Source organism: Vibrio sp. V42_P2S4T144, assembly GCF_009904715.1.
Lineage (GTDB): Bacteria > Pseudomonadota > Gammaproteobacteria > Enterobacterales > Vibrionaceae > Vibrio > Vibrio alginolyticus.
The window spans coordinates 1-3,480 of record NZ_WXWS01000070.1; the positions used below are offsets into that span (position 1 = coordinate 1).

Annotated in this window: 5 protein-coding genes; 3 read left to right on the forward strand and 2 right to left on the reverse strand. The window is 42.9% G+C overall.

Features of this window, described 5'->3' with window-relative positions; translation table 11 throughout:
* The 3 genes from CAG68_RS22270 to CAG68_RS02195 form a co-directional block, all read left to right on the forward strand.
* Positions 1-254, forward strand: a 254-nt coding sequence (locus tag CAG68_RS22270; protein ID WP_237667824.1) for a hypothetical protein, incomplete at its 5' end; no start/stop codon positions are given.
* Between the two features lie 258 nt (positions 255-512).
* Entirely contained in the window at positions 513-1,571 is a 1,059-nt protein-coding gene (locus CAG68_RS02190; protein WP_047101621.1) for a porin, read from the forward strand.
* 221 nt (positions 1,572-1,792) lie between these two features.
* Entirely contained in the window at positions 1,793-2,407 is a 615-nt protein-coding gene (locus CAG68_RS02195) for a fumarylacetoacetate hydrolase family protein (protein ID WP_017635857.1), read from the forward strand.
* On the opposite strand, the gene CAG68_RS02200 is transcribed toward CAG68_RS02195, so the two are convergent.
* The gene (locus CAG68_RS02200) at positions 2,404-2,715 is read right to left on the reverse strand and encodes an AzlD domain-containing protein (RefSeq protein ID WP_005385193.1); all 312 of its coding nucleotides are present in this window, start codon (positions 2,713-2,715) and stop codon (positions 2,404-2,406) included. The genes CAG68_RS02195 and CAG68_RS02200 overlap by 4 nt on opposite strands.
* Positions 2,715-3,425: an AzlC family ABC transporter permease gene (locus CAG68_RS02205; RefSeq protein ID WP_161440733.1), complete on the reverse strand. Its 711-nt coding sequence runs from the start codon at positions 3,423-3,425 to the stop codon at positions 2,715-2,717. The genes CAG68_RS02200 and CAG68_RS02205 overlap by 1 nt, the downstream gene beginning before the upstream one ends.
* Positions 3,426-3,480 lie beyond the last annotated feature (55 nt).

Sequence of the window (3,480 nt, forward strand, 5' to 3'; positions counted from 1 at the left end):
GTTATGATTTGATTGCACTTTTATTGCTGGCGAGAATAAGTGCCCCTTCTCATACCACTTATAAAAAGAAAGGTTTATCTTTTTTGAGGTTTTTCCTCTCCGTTGAAGACTGTGTTTTTTTCAAAAAGTTCCTGAATTGTTTCTTGACCCTAAATGTAAGTAAACATTTCAATTTGGCAGGGAAGTTTGGCCTAAAAATAGCGAATCATCAGCTATTTGTGAGCTCACTCTCTCTAAAGCATTTCTTATTGTAAGGTTTTTATTTCTCGATTTCTTGAAGGCTAAGTAAACGATTGCTTTTTAGGTTTTGTCTGAGATCTTTTCACTCGGTTGTCAGGAACTAATCAAATAAAGTGTCGGCAGTTGTTACACAAAGGTAAAACTAATCTGGTGGAAACGATGCCTCGGATAGCCTTTGTATTCCTCTCTTTGTTCATCATTTCGTTTTTACGAAAGTGAACCAAAGCCGGGTCTAAAACTGACTAACCAACTAATAAGTAATGGATTTAGAAATGAATAAAAAATTATTAGCAGCGGCAATCGCGGCAGCAACTTTCGGTACTCAAGCAGTTGCAGTGGAACTATATAATAACGATGGCACAACATTTTCGATGGGCGGCCACGTTTCTGTTAATTTAAATGGATCAGAGCAAGGTGACACGGATGTGGGTACTAACTCTCCTCGTATCAATATCTCTGCGACACAGGATTTGGGTAATGGCTTCACCGCAGACGCACGTGGTGAATGGGCGCTAAACTACTTAGACGGTGGTGAAGAGTCGTTTAAAACTCGTCTAGGTTACTTAGGTATAACTCATGAGGTTTATGGTCGTGCAGTAGGTGGTACGCAATGGTCACCTTACTACGATGTCGCAGGTATTGCAGATATGCCAATCGCGTTTGCCAACGACTTCATCTATGACGATCATGGAAACCTTGGCACTGGCCGTGCGGATAAAATGCTTTCTTACCGTAATGCCATCGAGTTGGGTGAAGCGGGTGTGATCAACTTTGGTCTTGGTTGGCAGGGTGCAAACGATGATTACACGCGCAACGATGCTGGAGTTATAACTGGCGGTGCTAAATACGATGACCGTGTGCAAGCTGCGCTTTCTTACTCAATCATGGGCGCTAAAATCGGTTATTCATACAATGGCGGTGATTTCCAGCACCCTGCATATGCAGGTAAGCACACGGCGGAATCACACGTTGTATCAGCATCTTACGGTGCGTACGGCCAAGGCCTATTCCTTGCTGCGGTTTATGGTTCAAACGAAAACATGAACTTCAGTGCAAAAGGCGACCGTTTAGAAGAAAGTGATGTGTACGAAGCGATCATCGCATACGCTCTAGCAAACAGCCTAAACTTGAGTGTTAACTATGAGATGGTGGAAGGTAAAGAGTTTAAGAGCTCTAAAACAGAAACTGCTCGTGAAGAAATGGCACTACAAGCAGAATATAACTTCACGCCTAAATTTGTTGGTTACGCGGGTTACCAGTTTGACCTAAATGACGACAATGGTCGTGAAACTGATGACAAATGGGCGTTAGGTGCTCGTTACTACCTATAATAGGGTTTAGCGAGAACTATTATTCAAGCTCATTGATCTAAAGCCAGCCTCGTGCTGGCTTTTTTGTCTATTTGTTTTACAAATACTTTGCTGTTTCAATTAGATGATACAAAACTCAAAACGGGGTGAATGTCTTATTTTTTACACTAGAGGTTGCTATTTAGTGTCGTTAAGTCAATAGGTTAGATTATGATGGGATTTTTGTTTTGCAGGGAAGAATGATGAGTGTTATTCAAGTTGAAGAAAAGAAAGTAGAAGTGGGTAAAGTGCTTTGTGTTGGACGAAATTACGTTGAACATATTCATGAGCTTAATAATGCAATGCCTGAGCAAATGGTGGTATTTAATAAACCCGCAACTTCCGTATCAACAACTCTGCGTTCATTCCATCAAGAGCCCCTTCATTATGAGGCTGAAATCTGCTTTTTGATCAAGGATGGACGTTATTCAGCGGTTGGTTTGGGATTGGATCTGACCAAGCGTGGTTTGCAATCCTCGCTTAAAAATCAGGGGTTGCCGTGGGAGCGAGCTAAGGCATTTGATGGCTCTGCTGTGTTTAGTCGGTTTGTCTCTTTGGATAACATTGATATCAATGATCTTAACCTTGAGCTCTTAATCAACTGTGTTCGTGTACAAAAAGGTCACGTTAACCAAATGCTCTATCCGCCGCTAACTATCCTGGATGAATTAACCAGTTACACAACACTTCAAGATGGCGATGTAGTGATGACCGGTACACCAAAGGGCGTTGGTGAGGTACATGAAGGTGACATCTTCCTTGGTCGATTAAAGTGTGGCGATGTCACCTTGTTGGAGATTGAGTGGTTGGCGGATTAAAGCCAAATTCGTAGAACGAGAAATACCACCATACTGATAACCGTCGTTAAAAGAACATTTTTAGTAAAATACGCGATTAAAGCAGCCAGTACGGCAGCCAGTAAAAATGGGTTTTGCACATTGACGCTGAGCTCCCCATCGGGAATGAAAACGATAGGTGCCCAGATCGCAGTCAGTACTGCGGGGCTAGCGTAATTGAGTACTTTTTGAGTGCGCGTCCCTAATCGCAATGGTAGCTTGGGTTCTAAAAACAAGTAGCGGCTGGTGAAAACAAGTACCGTCATCAGCAAAATAGCCAACATGATCATTAGCGTTTCTCCTTTACTTGTTCCACAAAGTAACCAGTAAGCATGGCTAAAATGCTTGAAATCATCAAACTTCCCTCAATTTGATAATAGGTTAGGGCAACTGAGCTCACCAAAGCCACAATAACACTCGCGAGCACTGCTGCATTTTTAATGGTGGGTACTACTATCGCGATAAAAGTTGCGGCTACAGCAAATTCCAAACCCATTTCGTTCAGTTCAGGGATTAGACTTCCCGCAATAATGCCCGTCAATGTCGCGACATTCCAAAACAGGTAAAAACTCAGACCAGCCCCAAGTGCATACCAGCGATTAAACTGTTTATCGGAATGGTGGCCTACAATCGCAAACAGCTCGTCAGTAAGTAAGAAGCCGAGTGATAATCGCCATTGTAGAGGGAGCGGTGCAATTTTACTGCGCATCGATACACTGTAGAGGAAGTGTCGAGAGGTGATAAAAAACGTTGTCAGTAACATGGTCACTAGACCTGCTCCCGTTTTAATCATTCCCATCGCGACGAGCTGTGCAGAACCTGCGAACAAAATGGCGGATAGTGCTTGCCCTTCCAAAGGGTGAAGCCCAGTATCAATTGCGAATGAGCCTGCGAGTAAGCCCCAAGGGAGCACTGCGATACTCAGAGGCATCATCGCAAGTGTACCTTGCCAAAATAGCGTGGCTTTTGATTCTTTTTGTAACTGCAAAGAGTGGTCCATAGTTTCTTCTTATTTATTCCTAAATCAGATTACCAAGATAGCTCGGTAGTGGCAT

Excerpts from the sequence above, each read along its gene's own strand:
- CAG68_RS02190 (WP_047101621.1), top strand. The coding sequence starts at position 513 with ATGAATAAAAAATTATTAGCAGCGGCAATCGCGGCAGCAACTTTCGGT.
- CAG68_RS02195 (WP_017635857.1), top strand. The coding sequence starts at position 1,793 with ATGAGTGTTATTCAAGTTGAAGAAAAGAAAGTAGAAGTGGGTAAAGTG.
- CAG68_RS02200 (WP_005385193.1), bottom strand. The coding sequence starts at position 2,715 with ATGATCATGTTGGCTATTTTGCTGATGACGGTACTTGTTTTCACCAGC.
- CAG68_RS02205 (WP_161440733.1), bottom strand. The coding sequence starts at position 3,425 with ATGGACCACTCTTTGCAGTTACAAAAAGAATCAAAAGCCACGCTATTT.